General features: G+C 64.3%; 9 protein-coding genes and 2 pseudogenes. 1 reads left to right on the top strand and 10 read right to left on the bottom strand.

What is annotated here, in order from left to right; genetic code table 11:
* Nucleotides 1–408 precede the first annotated feature (408 nt).
* The 3 genes from NW75_RS22785 to NW75_RS24380 form a co-directional block, all read right to left on the bottom strand.
* The gene (locus NW75_RS22785; RefSeq protein ID WP_081988682.1) at nucleotides 409–1,212 is read right to left on the bottom strand and encodes an STN domain-containing protein; all 804 of its coding nucleotides are present in this window, start codon (nucleotides 1,210–1,212) and stop codon (nucleotides 409–411) included.
* Nucleotides 1,213–1,302: 90 nt separating this feature from the next.
* Nucleotides 1,303–2,250, bottom strand: a complete 948-nt coding sequence (locus tag NW75_RS08015; protein WP_052192295.1) for a FecR family protein — start codon at nucleotides 2,248–2,250, stop codon at nucleotides 1,303–1,305.
* Nucleotides 2,247–2,783, bottom strand: coding sequence for an RNA polymerase sigma factor (locus NW75_RS24380; protein WP_033964629.1), 537 nt, complete (start codon nucleotides 2,781–2,783; stop codon nucleotides 2,247–2,249). Before NW75_RS24380 ends, NW75_RS08015 begins: the two co-directional genes overlap by 4 nt.
* Between NW75_RS24380 and NW75_RS23640 the strand changes: the two genes are divergently transcribed.
* Nucleotides 2,679–3,848, top strand: a complete 1,170-nt coding sequence (locus tag NW75_RS23640) for a metallophosphoesterase (protein ID WP_137902356.1) — start codon at nucleotides 2,679–2,681, stop codon at nucleotides 3,846–3,848. The two genes, NW75_RS24380 and NW75_RS23640, sit on opposite strands and share 105 nt — an antisense overlap.
* A 46-nt stretch (nucleotides 3,849–3,894) precedes the next feature.
* Here NW75_RS23640 and NW75_RS08000 read toward each other — a convergent pair.
* The 7 genes and pseudogenes from NW75_RS08000 to NW75_RS07975 all read right to left on the bottom strand — a co-directional run.
* A pseudogene (locus NW75_RS08000) lies at nucleotides 3,895–6,227 on the bottom strand (glycoside hydrolase family 31 protein).
* 32 nt (nucleotides 6,228–6,259) lie between these two features.
* Nucleotides 6,260–8,405: pseudogene (locus NW75_RS07995) on the bottom strand (alpha-glucuronidase family glycosyl hydrolase).
* Nucleotides 8,406–8,557: 152 nt separating this feature from the next.
* Complete coding sequence (locus NW75_RS07990) at nucleotides 8,558–10,429, bottom strand: glycoside hydrolase family 2 protein (protein WP_033964627.1); 1,872 nt, start codon at nucleotides 10,427–10,429, stop codon at nucleotides 8,558–8,560.
* A gap of 12 nt (nucleotides 10,430–10,441) precedes the next feature.
* Complete coding sequence (gene uxuA / locus NW75_RS07985) at nucleotides 10,442–11,677, bottom strand: mannonate dehydratase (protein ID WP_231565043.1); 1,236 nt, start codon at nucleotides 11,675–11,677, stop codon at nucleotides 10,442–10,444.
* Nucleotides 11,674–12,990: an alpha/beta hydrolase gene (locus tag NW75_RS07980; RefSeq protein WP_231565042.1), complete on the bottom strand. Its 1,317-nt coding sequence runs from the start codon at nucleotides 12,988–12,990 to the stop codon at nucleotides 11,674–11,676. Before NW75_RS07980 ends, uxuA begins: the two co-directional genes overlap by 4 nt.
* Before the next feature lie 47 nt (nucleotides 12,991–13,037).
* Nucleotides 13,038–13,511: a TonB-dependent receptor gene (locus tag NW75_RS27285; RefSeq protein ID WP_156142996.1), complete on the bottom strand. Its 474-nt coding sequence runs from the start codon at nucleotides 13,509–13,511 to the stop codon at nucleotides 13,038–13,040.
* A 14-nt stretch (nucleotides 13,512–13,525) separates the two neighbouring features.
* A partial coding sequence (locus NW75_RS07975; protein WP_156142995.1) for a TonB-dependent receptor occupies nucleotides 13,526–15,239 on the bottom strand: 1,714 nt, incomplete at its 5' end.

Genomic DNA, 15,239 nt, shown 5'->3' with positions numbered 1-15,239 from the left:
ACGTCGAGTTTGAATGCGTCGCCCGGATGATATTGCACCGACGAAGTGATGCCGAGCCGCTTGCGGTCGGTATACCAGGACGAGGGCGATTGCGCGGTCGGCTGGTAGACGCCCGAAAGAAGGTTGGCGCGCGTCGCCGCATCGATGTTCGGGCCGATATTGGCGGCACCATATTTGGTGAGGCCCCAACCCCAGTTGCGATAGCCAAACTCGTTATTCTTGATCTGGCTGTAGGCAACCGAGACAAGCGCGGCGAGATCGCCCCAGCGATGCGAGACGAGGCCAACCACGCGCGGCGTGACGCCGCTGGTGTTGTCATTGGTCTGGCCCTTGGCGGAAACGACCAATTTATTGCCCGTGTCGAAGGGCTTGGCGCTGGTCAGTTGCACCGTCCCGGCAATGCCGCCTTCATCCTGTTCTGCCGAATAGGATTTCTGGACCGACACGCGGTTGAACAATTCCGATGCGAACAGGCTGTAATCGAACGAGCGCGAGCGGGTGACGCCGCCGCGATTGTCCATTCCCGAAGCGGTGTTGCCGAGCACTTCCATGCCGTTCAACTGCGTGCGCGTAAAATCGGCCCCCAAGCCCGCGCAGCGCGATCTGGCGGCCTTCGCCGCTGTCGCGGGTGATGGTGATGCCGGGAATGCGCTGCAGCGATTCCGCAAGGTTCAGGTCGGGAAAGGCGGCGATATCGGTGGCGACGATGTCATCCTCATTGCCGACCGCGCGGCGCTTGAGGTTCTGCGCTTCGGTAAGGCTGTGACGATAGCCGGTCACGATGATGTCGGTTCCCTCGCCGACCGACCGGTCCGGCATGGCCGCGCCCGAAAGTGCAGAGTCCTGTGCGGCGACCTTGACCAATGCCGGATGGACCGGGGCGGCGGCCATCGGCTTCAGGATGGCGACGCCGCCCTGGAAGGTCACGCCCAGATTGGTCCCGCGCAGCAAATGGTCGAGTGCCGTTCGCACAGTATAGCTACCACGCACGCCAGCCGTGCGACGGCCGCTGACCGCGTCGGGTGCCACCACCACTTGCACGCCGGTCGCTTGTGAAAAGCGCGAGATGGCGGTGCGCAAATCCGACGGCGCGATGTCGAAGCGCTGCTCCTGGCGAAGGACGGTCGTCTCCGCCGGTCGTGCCTGTGCCACAGCAGGTGTCGCAATCGCGATCGCCAGTGCCATGCCTGAAATTCCCCGAATATGTTTCATAACGTTCCTCCGCTCGGACGCCCCTGCGCCTCGAACGGAAGACGGGTTCCCCGCCGGATCAGGACAAAAGAATTTTGTTGCAGTGCAGCGTCATTGTGATGACATTTTGGTGTCGCTTGGCCCGGTCGGCATCAGCCGCAAGTGTGCGCCCTGACGCACCACCGTGAAGCCATAGGCGGCACCGATCGCGCCCAGCAATTGTTCGGGGTTGTCGAGCTTGAAGCGTCCCGACAACACCAGTTTTTCCAGTCGGGGAGGGGGCGGCAGGATCACCGGTCCGCCGTGGCGATTGAGCGCCTCGACCAAATCGCCCAGCCGCATTTCATCGGTATCGAGCCAATTGTGCCGCCAATCCTGCTGCGTTGGATCGAACCGGCTTGGCGCGCTGGCGGTGGTGCCGTCGAAGCGGGAGCGCCAGCCTGCGGGAACCAGCACGCCGGTGTCGGCGTCGCTCGCCCCGAACCGCACGCGCCCGCGAAACACGGCCAGCTTCACTTCGTTACGAGCCAGATCGATGTCGAATGCGGTGCCAAGCACACGCGTGCTCGATCCGCGCGCAGTGACGACGAAGGGCCGGTCGGGTTCATGTGCCACGTCGAAAAAGGCTTCGCCGCGCCGCAGCACGACGGTGCGCTGCTGTGCGTCGATCGTCACGTCGAGCGCGGTCGCGCCATTCAGTTCGAGCCGCGATCCGTCCGCGAGCGCAATACTGCGCTCTTCCCCGCGCTTCGTTTCATAGTGGGTGGCAAGGCAGGGGCGGTGCCGATGCGCGTCGCTTGCCAAACGCCGCCGCCAACCGCGATCAGCAAAGCGGCGGTCACCCCCCGTTGCCAGCGTCCGCTGCCGCCTCTCGCGCATCGCCAGAATATCGGCGTCGGACAGGCGACCGAACGCCGCCGCTGCCCCAAGCGCCTCCTCCAGCGCCGGGTCGTCAAGCGTTGCGCGGACGCATTCGGCGGTCGCGGCCTGCGGCCCCTGGCCGGTCTCGCCCGAAAGCGCGAGACCCGCGGCTTCCTGCAAGGTTGCACGACGGCTCATCGCGCGGCACCGGGCGGCAGGCCGCGGCGTTCCAGCGCCAAGCGCAAGTCGGCCACCGCGCGCGTACAATGCTTGTCGACGGCCGCGACGCTCAGCTGCAAATCCGCGGCGATGGTTGCGCTCGCCGTGCCATCGAGGCGGCGGCGCAGAAAGACTTCGCGGCGCAGCGGCGGCATCACTTTCAAGGCACGCACCAAAATCTCCACCCGCTGGCGATAGTCCAGCACCTCCTCGGCGTGCGGTCTGGCGCAGACGATCTCCTCGCTGAGGTCGCTTGTCGGCGGCAAGGCGCTACGCTGGCGAAAATGATCGTGCACCAGATTACGCGCGACCGTGAAGCAAAATGCGGCGGCGTCCGCCACCGGACGGGTGCGGCGATAGTCGTAGAGCCGCAAATAGGTTTCCTGGACGATGTCTTCGCCATCGGCATGATGGTTCAATCGGCCCCCGACAAAGCGCCGGAGCGCCTGGCGCAGATCTGCTTCCTCCTGATCGGCGCGTCGCCGAATCAGGATGGCCGAAATCTCATTCACCGCGCCGCGCCCCTGCGGAGACGCGGACACGCGCGTCGTGGCGCTGTCACTTCGTGCCTCCCTGCCCGGATGTCTTTCCGAGTCTTGGCCGCGTTAGGACAGAAGCATGAAGCGCGCGTGACAATCGCGCGGGCGGCGCTAAAGGGGCCGGCGACCTCTATCGGATCGGACCGGACGATGCGCTTCGTGATGCACCTGGCGGCTTTGGCGGGGCTTGCCAGCGCGACGCCCGCCGCCGTGGCGAATGAACGTCCCGACTTCAGCATCGGCGCGATCGCCGATGCGCAATATGCCGCTGAACCCGATAGTGGTCAGCGGCTCTATCACACGGCTCCAGCCAAACTTGCGGCGGCCGTGGCTGATTTCAACCGGCAGAAGCTGGCGTTTGTCGTCCATCTCGGGGATTTCATCGACCGAGACTGGGAGAGCTATGACGCGTTCCTGCCGGTGGCGGCGAAATTGCGGCATCCCTGGCATTATGTGCTCGGCAATCACGAGTTCGCGATCGACGATGCGCACAAGCCGCTGGTCGCGGGTAAGCTGGGCATGCCAGCGCGCTATTACAGTTTCACCAGCCATAATTGGCTGTTCATCGTCACCGACGGGACCGGGCTGAGCAGCTTTGGCTGGCCAGCGGGCAGCCCCGAATATACGCGCAGCATGGCCGCACATGCGGCGCTGTATGCAGAAAAGCCGCTATGGGACGGCGGCATCGACGACGAACAACTGCGCTGGATCGACGCACAACTCGCCGAGGCCGACCGTCGCGGGATGAAAGCGATGCTGTTCAGCCATTTTCCGCTCTTTCCCGAAAATCCGCACAATCTGTGGAATGCCGCAGCGGTGATGGCGGTGATCGAACGCCACCGTTCGGCCAAGGTATGGCTCGACGGGCACAACCATGACGGCAATTACGGCGAGCATGCCGGAGTTCATTACCTGAACCTCAAGGCGATGCTGGATACGCCGGAGACGGCCTATGCCCGGCTCGACTTCTTCGCGGACCGGGTGGTGGTACGGGGCTTCGGCCGACAGCCGGATTATGTTCTGCCGCTCCGCCCCTAGCCTTGCCTGGGTGCTGCGCGATCGTTGTGCGGAGGTCGCCATCGGGTCAGTGGTCGACGACCTTGACCAGCGGAGCGACATCTTGCCCGGTCGGCAATTTGCCCGAACTCGACAGACGCTGCGTCGCCTCGTCCCAGTGCAGCGCGGTGCCACCGCTTCCGGTGCGATAGCGATTGCTGACGCCATCGTCGTCATACAGTGTGAAGCTGGTCGAGCGGCCGGGATAGACGCGGATGCTTTCCAGCGGTTGCCGCGTCGCGGTGCTGGGGATTGCGCGCCCATCGGCACGATCGAGCCCGCACGAACGAATAACGGGATCCGGTCGATCGGCGCGGCGGCGGTGATCGTCTGGCCGCCGTGATACAGCTGGTTGGTCCAGTAATCATACCAGTCCGCACCCGCGGGAAGATAGACCGGGCGGCTGGTCGCGCCCTGCTCGGTCACGGGGGCGACGAGGAAGGCGGGGCCGAACATATATTCGTCGCCCAGGTCCACGACCTTGGGATCGTCCGGAAAATCCATGAACAAAGCGCGCATGAAGGGCGCGCCGCTTTCATAAGTGTGACGGCCGAGTGCGTAAAGATACGGCATCAGCGCGTAGCGGAGCTTGAGGTACTGGGCGAGGACGGGTTCGACCGCCTTGCCATATTCCCAGATGGCGGTGGCCGGGCGCTGCCCATGGATACGCAGCGTCGGCGTGAAGCTATTATACTCAAACCAGCGGACGAACAGTTCGGGATAATCGGTATAGCCGGGTGCCATGGCGGTGGCACCTGCCGGATCGAGCAGGACGGGACGTTCCGCCTTTGGCCCATTGGGCCACTGCCATCCGCCGGTATCGCTGCTCCAATAGGCGATGCCCGATGCCGTCATGTTGAGGCCCGTCGGCACCTGGCGCTTGAGCGCTTCCCACGTGGCCTGAACGTCCGACGACCAGAACAGGCAGCCGTTGCGCTGCGTGCCCAGATACGCGGCGCGGCACAGGATCAGGTTGCGCAGATCGGGACGATCCTTCGCCGATCCCTCGGCGACGCTGGCGGTATGCAGCAAGGGGAAGACATTGTGGAACCGGTCGCCGGACCCGATCGAATAGAGATGCCCATCCGGCACAAGGTCCGGCTCGGTCTCGTCGAGCCAGAACCAGTCAAACCCCTGCGAAGCGATATTGTCGCGGATTTTGTCCCAATACCAGCGCCGCGCCTCCGGATTGGTGCTGTCGAGCAAGGCTCCGGCGCGATCGGAGCGAATGGGCAGGCCGTCCACCACGCTGCCATCGACGTCATGCAGCAGCCAGCCCTTGGCGGCGAGCATATTGTAATAGCGCGACTCGCGTTCGAAGCGTGGCCAGACGCTGACGATGCTGCGGAGGCCCATGCGCTTGAGCGTGGCGTTCATCGCCTTGGGATCGGGGAAATAGCTTCGGTCGATGTCGAGCTGCCCCATCCGGGTCCAGTAGAACCAGTCGAGCACCATCACGTCGAGCGGATAGCCGCGACGGCGATACCCCTCGGCGATGCCGAGCAGCTCGGCCTGCGTCTCGTAGCGCGCCTTGCTCTGGATAAGACCGAACGCTGCCTTCGGGGGCAGCGGCGTCTGGCCGGTCAGCGTCGCGTACCCCGCGTAGAGTGCGTCCGTGGTGTTACCCGTAATGACGAAAAAGGAGACCCGCTCACCGACCTCCGATTGCCAATGCGTGCTGTTGTACAATCCCGGCGATACGGTCGTCTGCGACGGATTGTCCCAAACGATGCCATAGCCCTTATTGGTGACAAGGAAGGGGACGCAGACCGTTTCGCCCGCTGGCGCATCGTAATTGTGGCGGCAATCGATCGTGCGGCCGCGCAAGTCCAGTCTGCCTTCCTGGTTCTGCCCGAGCCCGTAATAATGCTCATCGAGCGGTGCCGAAAAACTTGCGCCGACTTTGAAGGTCTTCTCGCCCGCAACCATATGCGGTGCCATTTCCCAGCCGGTCATGTGGGTGATGACATGGCCGTCGGCACCGTTGATGGTGATCTCAACCGGCGGAAGCGATGGGGCAAAGTAGCGCTCCATCTGCGTCGGTGCTTTTGGCCAAGGCTGCGCTGCGACTGTCAGGGATAGTGCGGAGGAGGAAAAGATGTCTCCCGTGGCAGCGACGCGATGCGTCCACCCCGTGGCATCCACCGGGGCATTGGGGCCGGGGCCCGGCGCGCCGCTGGCAAGGTTGGGATCAAGCGCGATCGTCACCCGAACGATATTGGGCGCATAGGGTTCAATCGCGACGAAGCTGCCATTGCGCTCGACGGTCGCGAGCGGATCTGCTTGCGCGACTGAAATGGTGATGATGGAGACGGCTGCCATGCCCATCCAGCGGGCAAGCGTCTGTGTACGATTCTTCATTGGGGGGATCCTCTTCGCGGGGCGGGAGGGCATCACGGATTGCCCGGCGCATAAGGGAAGGTTTGCGCCTTATACCAAGCGAGATCGTGTGCGGGTGGCGCGGCACCGGCGGGAGCGACAGGCCGTTGACCGACATCCAATAGGCCAGGCTGGCATCGCGCCACCACCGCGCCTCGCGCTGCTGGATGTCGAGGAAGGCTGCGGTCTTGGCGAAGCGCTCGGCATCGATAGCAGGGCGTAAGGTCGCCCAAGTCCGGCGCATGTCGTCGACATAGGCGACTCCGCGATCGTAATCGGCGACCATCGCCTGCCAAAGCGGCTTTCCGGACTTCAGGCGATAGGTCCACGGCACCCGGTGAAACCACAGCAGCATGGCATCCGGCGTGGTCGCAGGATCGGCCAGCACGCGCGCAAGGGCCGGGGCGTATTGGCTGGTCGCGTTGGTGCCGCCGGGCCCGCGCTCGACGCCAATGCCATCCTTGTCGGCACGGTGGTAATAATAGGGATTCCACTCGGGCCGCTTCAAATCGGAGATCCACGGCCCGGGGCCATAATGGTGGGCGGTCGCCATGAGATGGGCGAGACCCAGCGGGGTCATATAATCGACCACGGCCTCGCGCGACCCGGCCATCATCTTTGTTATCGGCGCGACGATCGCGGGGTCGGGGCCGAAGGTCATCGCCGCCCATTCGCGTGCAACGTCAGCCGACGACGCCTGCGGGTCCCAGGCGAAACGCCCGAAGGCGTACCAATTGCTCTGGTTGAAGGTCGATCCCGACCAGTCGCGCGATCGACCAATATTGGCGACTCCGGCCATGCCCGTCAGCGCGTCGCCCGTTCCCGCGACGACGCGCGCGACGGTGGAGCCGGGGCCATCGGCCAGCGTATCTGACCGCAGGGTTCTTCGAACAGCGGCCCGAGATAGGCGAGGTGGGTCGCCTGGCCGAGATACTCCTTGGTAATCTGGAATTCGAGCATCAGCGGAGTCCGGGGCATTGCGCCGAACAGCGGATGAAAAGGCTCGCGTGGCTGGAAATCGATCGCGCCGTTTTTGACCTGAACGATCACATTGGGCGCGAATTTGCCGTCGAGCGGCTTGAAGTCATCATATGCTTGTTTGGCGCGATCCTCGGCATTTTCCTGCGCATAGACAAAGGCACGCCACATCACGACGCCACCATGCGGGGCGAGGGCAGCCGCCAACATGTTGGCACCGTCGGCATGGCTCCGCTTGTAATCCTGCGGGCCGGGCTGGCCTTCGGAATTGGCCTTCACCAGAAAGCCGCCAAAATCCGGAATGGCGCGATAGAGTTCATCGGCTTTCGCGCGCCACCACGCCGCGACTTGCGGATCGAGCGGGTCTGCGGTCTTCAGACCGCCCAGTTCGATCGGTGCGGAAAACCGGGCGGAGAGGTACACCTTGATGCCGTATGGGCGAAAGACGTCGGCCAACGCCGCTGCCTTGGCGATGTACGGCGCGGTGAGGCTGTCGGCCTTGGCGTTGACGTTGTTGAGCACAGTCCCGTTGATGCCGATTGAGGCATTGGCGCGGGCGTAATCGGTGTAGCGTGGGTCGCGAAAATCGGGGAGCGTCCACCAATCCCATAACGACTGCCCGGCATAGCCGCGTTCGACCGTACCATCGAGATTGTCCCAATGGTCGAGCAAGCGCAGCTTGGTCGCAGGGCTCGACGAGAATGTGGCGGTACGCACGGCATGGCCCGTCTGGGCCCAGCGTAGCAGCGCGAACGCGCCGTATAGCACGCCGCGATCGGTTTTGCCGGTAACGAGCGTCACCCGCCGCCCGCCAAGGGTCACCGGGCGGACCAGATATCCTTCCTCGTTCAACGCTGCGACCGGGAGGGCAAGCGCCGCTACCTCGGGTGTTCGGGCGGTGGCCAGGACGACCGAATCGGCGGGGATGGTGTCCTGCCGTCCCACCTCATGTCCGGACAGCCCCGAAAACCCCCGCTCAAGTTCCTCCGCCGCTACGCGAAGCGTTGGCGATTCCCGCAGCACCGTGATCGCGGAGACGGTTGCGGCCTGGCGTTGCAATTGGGGCAGTGGCCGATAGCGTAGCCAGAGATCGTATCCGTCCTCAGCCTGCGCCGGCCGCGCATAGGCTGCGCAAGCAAGGATAGTCAGCGCGCCCGCGAATCGCCCGATTGCACCGATCATATCCCCGTCTCCTGTTCAGCCGGCTCTCCCGGCTTTTTTCCGCCTTTGCGGATGACGAGTGATAGCGCTAACGCAAAAGGGGCGGGCAGGGCAATGTGCGTTTCCAACAACGCCCGCAATATCCAAGTTTTGCGGGTTGAAACCGCGCCGGTTCACTGGCCGGCCGCCTTTCGCTGATAATAGCCGGCGAGCACATCGAAGGCTGCCTTGCGCTGTCCCGTCTCGGAAATCAGGCCCTTGCGGTTCCAGCCCTGCTGGAAATCGGGATTCTGCCGCCGGGGCGAGCGGAAGTCCTTGAGGATCCATGGCGACATACCGCGCAGGCTGGGCAGCGTATCTGCCATTTTCAGAGTGTAGCGATAATAATCTGCCTGGAACTCCTCGGAGAATTTCTGCCCGTTGACGGGATCGTGAAAGCCCGCGCGCGCGTCGGCACCGAACTCCGAAAACACCAGCGGCTTGTCGAGCGGGACCCGCCACTCGCTGGTCTGCAGGTCGGCCAGGCGATCGGTCGTATACCAGCCGTTATAGGTGTTGATCGCCAGCACATCGAGATCCTTGGCGAGCGGATCGGCGAGCGTCATCACCGGATGGTCGGCGGTTTTGGATCGCTCGACCAGCAGCGCCGCGCTGACCAGCCGCGTATCGTCGAGCCGCCGCACATCGCCGACCAGCGTACGCAGGAAGGCGTTGCGTGCGTCGGTCACCGGGGTTTCGTTGGCGACGCTCCAGATCGCGATGGCGGCGCGGTTGCGATCGCGCAGGACGTTCTCCGCCACCATGGTGCGGGCGCGCGCCAGCGTATCCGGGTTCGACCAGGCGACTTGCCAATAGACCGGCACTTCGCTCCACACGAGCAGCCCCAGCTCATCCGCCAGGCGGAGTGTGCTGTCGCTGTGCGGATAATGGGCAAGACGGACGTAATTGCCGTGCAGACCTTCCTTGATCTCGCTCAGCAACGCGCGTGCGGCGGCCGGGGTCATCGCGCGGGTTGGGTCGGTACCGAGCTCTTCCTCGTGCATCGATATGCCGCGCAGGAAGATGGGTTTGCCGTTGAGCAAGATATCGGCTCCGCGCACGGTGATCGTGCGGAAGCCGATGCGGTCGCGCCAGCGATCCTCGCCCGCATTGATTGCGACGTCGTACAAGCGCGGGCGCTCGGGCGACCAGCGGATGAGGGCGCGGGGCGCGGCCATCGTCGCGCGCCAATTGCCCTGCGCATCGGTCGTGCCGCTGCGATCGAGGCCGAGTTCGGGAATGCGAAGCTGCACCGCCTGATTGGCCGCCGCAGGCCCGTCGAGATGGAGGTCGACCGCCAACTTGCCGTCTCGCGTGAGCCGCACCCAGGCATCGTCGACATAGGTATCGGGCGTCGCGACCAGCCGGACCGGTCGCGTGATGCCGCCGTAATTCTCCCAATCGGTGACCGGAGGCGGCACGGTTGCTTCGGTCGCCTGCGAATCGACGCCGACGGTAATCTGGTTGTCGCCGTCGCGCAGCAGCTTGGTGACGTCGAAAGCGAAGGGGGTGAAGCCGCCCTCATGCCGCCCGACCTGTTGCCCATTCAGATAGACCACCGTCGCATAATTGGCTGCGCCAAAACGCAGGAAATAGCGACCGTGGCGCTGGGTCGGCGCGGGGAAGCTGCGCTGATACCACATCAGCCCCTGATAATGGCGCAGCTCGGGTGCCTCGGTCAGCCAGGAAGAGGGCAGAGTCGTCAACGGCGAACGCGCGAGGTCGAATTCGTAGAGGACGCGGCTGTCGCTCGCCATCGCTTTGCGTACGTCGACGTCGCGCCAGCGCTGCTGCCCGATATCGGGCATCCCGCCGTGGAAGCCGGAAATCCCTGAGCGGAATGGATCGATCGAATAATGCCATGGCCCCGACAGATCGGTGCCGTCGCGCAAATCCCCCGCTACCAGCAGCGGGGTTGGCGAGGGCGGGGCGTCTTGCGCGGCTAAGGGCGCGCCCCACAGCGCCAAGGCTCCGATAACGCCACGTGTCCAGAACGGCCGGTGCATCGTCTCTCTCCCTTAGCGAGCGGGGCGATCCCTACGCTCGAACAATTGCGCAACACCGCGCTCAAGCCCGCGCAATTCGGCCAGGCCGCGCATGCGGCCGAGCAGCGAATAGCCGGGATTGGTCTGCTTCCCGAGATCGTCGAGCATTTGATGGCCGTGGTCGGGCCGCATCGGAATCGATCGGCCGGTGCGCTGCTGCAATCGGTGCACCGCGACCATGACCGATGCCATTTGCGCATCGCCTTCGAGATGCGCGGCCTCGTGGAATGCCTGGTTCGGCTCGCGCTGGACCGATCGCAAATGCAGGAAACCGATCCGATCCCCGAGCCGCTCGACCATCCCCGGCAAATCGTTATCGGCGCGCACGCCGAACGACCCGGTGCACAGGCACAGACCGTTCGACGCATTCGGGACGCGCTCGAACAGGGCGGTGACGTCGGCCTCGGTGCTGACGACACGCGGAAGGCCGAAGATCGGGAAGGGCGGATCGTCGGGATGAACGACAAGCTGCAGGCCCAGCGCATCGGCCACCGGGCAGACTGCCTCCAGAAACGCTACATGGTTGGCGCGCAACTGATCGGCATCGATCGTGTCATACGTTGCGATCGCCTGGCGAAAGGCGTCGACGGTAAAGCTCTCCTCGCTGCCGGGCAGGCCAGCGATGATGGTGCGTTCGAGCGTGCGGCGAGCGTCGTCGTCCATGGCAGCGAAGCGTCGGGCAGCAGCCTCGACCATGCCAGCGCTGTAATCCTGTTCCGCCCCGGGACGTTGCAGCAGATGAAGGTCGAACGCAGCGACCGCTTCCAGCTCGAAGCGCAGCGCGAGCGCGCCGTCGGGCAGCGGCCAAGCCAGATCGGTCCGCGTCCAGTCGAGCAACGGCATGAAATTGTAGGTGACAACACGAATGTCGCAAGCGGCCAGGTTGCGCAGGCTGGCGCAATAGGCGGCGATCATCGCATCCCAGTCGGGGCCGCGCCGCTTGATCTCTTCATGCACGGGCAGACTTTCGACGACGCTCCAGCCGAGCCCGGCGGCTTCGATCATGGCTTTGCGCTCGGCGATCGCCGCCTGTTCCCACACAGCGCCGTTATGCACTTCGTGCAGCGCGGTAACGACTTCACTGGCCCCGGCCTGCCGGATGTCGCGCAGCGTCACGGGGTCGGTCGGCCCGAACCAGCGCATGGTTTGCGTCAGCATCGTGGGCCGCGTCGCAAGGGCAGCGTGATTGGAAGGAAGCGTCTCGATCATTGCGCAGGCTTGGCCTCGAATAGCATGCCAGTGGCACGGCTCGGCTGGAATCCTTTCCACACGGTCGCCGCAGGCGCACCGGGGCTGTAGCCGGTATAGCGTCCGGCTGGCGCGCCGGGCCAGGTGCCCGTATCGGAGTCGACGACGAGCCCGTCGAGATAGGCACCCTTGGCCATATCGTCCTTCACATAGCGGTCGAGAAAGGCGGTGATGAAATGCGTCTCGATTGGCAACAGCCGGTCCTTGCGCCACACCGCGTCCTCGAACCAGTCGAGGTCCCAGAAGCTGTGCCGCATCGCGGGCGGCGCGCCGATCAGGCCAATGCTATGGCCTGCTTCCTTGAAGGTCAGCAGGTAGCGTTGCGCGTTGCTTTCCTGGTCAAACAGCGCCCGCACCGCCGGATAGCCGACGACATGATCTTGCCCGCCGACGATGTACAAGGTCGCGTCGTTATCGCCGCCAGGCCGTCGCCCGACCAGATCGGTGCGTCGCCGAAGCGGTTGGCGGGCGAAAGCGCGACCACCGCTTTCAAGCCGGTGACCTTGAGCTCCGCCGCCTTGGGGCCACCTGCGGCATAAGGTGCCAACACGCCACGCGTCATGTCCGCGAGCGCGGGGTTGAGCGGCGCGCCCGCCGCCGTCAATACGCCGTAACCGCCCATCGAATACCCGATCAGCGCAGTGCGCGCGGCATCGGCGCTGGCGAAAATGCCTTCGCCTGCGCGCGCGCGCCGTTGCGCTTCCCCCCGTCACGAAGGCGATGTCGAGCGGACGCCGCGCAATCGGTCCGGCGCGTGCGGCCGCCGTGCGCAGGCTGATCGGCGGATCGCGGAAGGCCGGGGTCACCACCACATAGCCCTTGCTCGCCAGATTTTCGCCCAGCCAGGACAGCACCTCGGGCGTGTTTCCATAGCCATGCGCGAGGACGACAAGCGGGAAGCGCCCCTTGGCGGCGGTCGACCCGGCAGTGGCGATGCCGGGCACTTCGAACGGAACATCGACCCCCGTTTCACCCGACAGCGCGGTACGGTAGGAGATGCCGTGCCCGGTGGTTGCGGCGGGATACCAGATCTTGAGCGGCACGCGCCGATCGATCCGGCTGGCGTTGGGGGCATCGACCCGCAGGTCCGCCTGACCGGGCTGCACGAATTCGACGTCGGCGACACCAACCGGATAGGCTCCGAGTTTTGACAATTCGGGCGAGTCGATGCCCGGGCGAGCGGCGGGCTTTGGGGCTTCCTGAGCGAAAGCGCCCGCCGTTGTCGCCGCCAGTATGACACTGGCCAGCGTGGTCAACCGGGTCCTGAACCGCATCGTCGTCTCCGTAATTTCAGGACCCTAAAACGCCCTAGGCTGCGCCGTCAGAAATTGACCGACAACCGCACGCCGCCATAGCGACGGAAGTCGCGCGGTAGGAGGGCCTGCGTGGCTTGCTGGTTGCCGAAGTTACCGGCCGTGTTGACCAACGAGGCAAAATATTGCTGGTCGAACAGGTTGTTGACGAAGCCGACCACTTCCCAACGATGATCGGCATCGCGCACGCCAAGTCCGACATTGACGATATGGTAGGCCGACTGGAAGGTCTCCGGGTCACGCAGGCCGAAGTTCAGGCTGCTTTGATATTGCCAGTTGAACTGCGCGATTCCGCGAAGTTTGTCGGTCAGCGCGGGCGAATAATCGCCGCTGATCGTAAATTTCCACTCGGGGGCCTGAATCGCGCGGCCACCGGTCAAATTCTGCCGCGCGGGCGATCCCGAGCACCCCTGGGCGAGCGTCTGCATGGGATAGCATTGTGCGATCGCATAGTCGGTATAATGCGCGTCAAGATAGGTCACGGCACCGCCAAAGGTCACATCGCCACCAAGGCGCGCCGAGCCTTCCAGCTCGATGCCGCGCGTTTCAGGCCGCCGACATTGGTAAGGCGGTAATTCTGCGTGCCGTCGGCCAGCGTCTCGATCGATTGCGCCTGGAGGTTGGTGTAATCGGTATCGAACAGCGTGAGGTTGAGCGTCAGCCGCCGATCGAAGAATTGCGTGCGTGCGCCGATCTCGCGATCGCGCGAGCGTTCGGGCTTGATCGGCCCAGCCAGTGCGCGGTTCAGGTTGAAGCCGGTGGTCAGATCGTAGGTCTGGCCCTTGTACCCTGTCGCATAGGTCCCGAACAGCATCAGGTCGGGCGTGAATTCGTAGCGCAGATTGACCTTGTAGGTGCCCGCGGTGTCTTCGGCGCGCCCGCTATAGAACGCGTTGTTCGCCTGCCGATCAAGGAAGGTGTAGCTAACCGCTTCATTCTGGACGCGACCGCCCGCCGTCAGCGTTGCCTTGGGCAGGAATTGCCAGTCGATCTGTGCGAAGCCGGCGATCTGGCGCGACTTGGAGGTCGCGGACCAATTGGCGAGCGAGAAGACGGGGCCGCGCGAGAACGGACGACCGAAACTCAAATTGGCGAAATAGGTGCCGACCGTATAGCGAAACGGCTTGGTGCTGGCCGACTGCAAGCGGATCTCGTTGGTGATCTGCTCGGAATTGAACGCGCCGATCTGATTGTTGTTACCGAACGCCCCCGGCGCCGATGTGTCGTCCTGATCGAGATAGTCGTCGAGGTGGAAGCGGTCATAGGAGGTGACGGTGATCAGGTTGGAATCGCCGAACACGGCAACCTCGGTCCGCAAATATCCGCCGCCGCCCGAATATTTTGTACGCGCGTCGAAATTGTTGCTGACGTCCTGGTTTTTCTCGCTGATCGTCACGCCCGGAAATACCACTGCGGGGGTAAGACCAGCCTGTCCGCGGAACAAAGCATTGGACGCGACGCGGATGAACGGACGGCCGACATCGGTGTTGCCGTTGACATAATTGGCTGAGAGCGTGACCGACGAGGTGTCGGTCGGGGTCCAGCGCAGTTTGCCGCGCAGGTTGATCGATTCACGACCATTGACCCGCTTGCCGTCATAAACGTTGCGGACGTTGCCATCCCAATAATTGTACGCTGCAGACACGACATAGCCGACCGAGTCCGAGATCGGCCCCGAAATGCTGACATTGCCGCCGCGCTCATTGTCGGTTGTCACCACCGCATTGGCGCGCACGTGCAGCGTATCGGTCGGTGCGCGCGTAATGATGTTGATCAGACCGGCCGAGGCCGATTTGCCGTACAGCGTGCTCTGCGGCCCGCGCAGAACTTCGATCCGCTCGACATCGGGCAAATCGGTGAAGGCGCGTGCCTGGAACGCCAGCGGGACTTCGTCGACCAGCACCGCCACGCTCGATTCCACGCCAATGCCGAAGGCGAAGGTGCCGACGCCGCGCAGCGATACGTTTGAATTCTGCGGCTGCTCGGCCGGGCGCACGACCAGCGAAGGCGAGAGTTTTGCGACATCCTGAAAGTTGCGGACCCCCGCGCTGGCGAGCGCGGCCGGGGTGAGCACCGATACGGCGAGTGGAACCCGCTGAATATTTTCCGCGCGCTTGTTGGCAGTGACGATGATGTCGCCTGCAGTGGCGGCTTCGTCGGCGGGGCTGGCGGGCGCGGTCTGCGCCGCTCCGGCGGCTTGCGCCAAGGCC

It is taken from the genome of Sphingomonas sp. Ant H11 (assembly GCF_000797515.1).
Taxonomy (GTDB): domain Bacteria; phylum Pseudomonadota; class Alphaproteobacteria; order Sphingomonadales; family Sphingomonadaceae; genus Sphingomonas.
This window is presented reverse-complemented; position numbering and strand designations above follow the sequence as displayed.

What these genes read in the sequence shown, in the direction of transcription:
- NW75_RS22785 (WP_081988682.1), bottom strand. Translation starts at nt 1,212, where the DNA reads ATGAAACATATTCGGGGAATTTCAGGCATGGCACTGGCGATCGCGATT.
- NW75_RS08015 (WP_052192295.1), bottom strand. Translation starts at nt 2,250, where the DNA reads ATGAGCCGTCGTGCAACCTTGCAGGAAGCCGCGGGTCTCGCGCTTTCG.
- NW75_RS23640 (WP_137902356.1), top strand. Translation starts at nt 2,679, where the DNA reads ATGATGGTTCAATCGGCCCCCGACAAAGCGCCGGAGCGCCTGGCGCAG.
- NW75_RS07990 (WP_033964627.1), bottom strand. Translation starts at nt 10,429, where the DNA reads ATGCACCGGCCGTTCTGGACACGTGGCGTTATCGGAGCCTTGGCGCTG.
- uxuA (WP_231565043.1), bottom strand. Translation starts at nt 11,677, where the DNA reads ATGATCGAGACGCTTCCTTCCAATCACGCTGCCCTTGCGACGCGGCCC.
- NW75_RS07980 (WP_231565042.1), bottom strand. Translation starts at nt 12,990, where the DNA reads ATGCGGTTCAGGACCCGGTTGACCACGCTGGCCAGTGTCATACTGGCG.